This is a genomic window from Rhodococcus sp. KRD162, from assembly GCF_017168335.1.
GTDB lineage: Bacteria > Actinomycetota > Actinomycetes > Mycobacteriales > Mycobacteriaceae > Rhodococcoides.
Genome location: NZ_JABFAU010000088.1, coordinates 1 through 653 on the forward strand (window position 1 = coordinate 1; position 653 = coordinate 653).

General features: G+C 66.6%; 1 protein-coding gene. It reads left to right on the forward strand.

The annotated features are described in order from the left end of the window. Positions 1-653: zinc-binding dehydrogenase (locus J1M87_RS28100; protein WP_206492932.1), on the forward strand; the 653-nt coding region annotated here is incomplete at both ends.

Consider the following 653-nt stretch of genomic DNA (forward strand, 5'->3'; position numbering starts at 1 on the left):
TTGGTGCACGAGGGCCAGTGCACGAAGGTCGATCCGCAGTCCGATCCGGCGGTGGTCGGGCTGCTCGGATGCGGGGTGATGGCCGGGTTGGGTGCGGCGATGAACACCGGCACCATCTCGCGGGGCGACTCGGTGGCAGTGATCGGGTGCGGCGGGGTCGGTGACGCGGCGATCGCCGGTGCCCGGTTGGCGGGGGCGTCGACGATCATCGCGGTCGATCGGGACAAGGGCAAGCTCGACTGGGCGGTCGATCTCGGTGCCACCCATACCGTCGATGCCTCGGCGGTCGATGTCGTCGAGGCCGTCCAGGAGTTGACCGGTGGGTTCGGGGCGGATGTGGTCATCGATGCCGTCGGGCGTCCGGAGACGTGGAAGCAGGCGTTCTATGCCCGTGATCTGGCCGGCACGGTGGTGTTGGTGGGGGTCCCGACACCGGAGATGACCCTGGAGATGCCGTTGATCGATTTCTTCTCCCGTGGTGGCTCGTTGAAATCGTCCTGGTACGGCGACTGCCTTCCCGAACGGGACTTCCCGATGCTGGTCGATCTGTACGAGCAGGGCCGGTTGCCGCTCGAGAAGTTCGTCACCGAACGGATCGGTCTCGGGGACGTCGAGGCAGCGTTCGAGAAGATGCATCAGGGCACCGTGCTGCG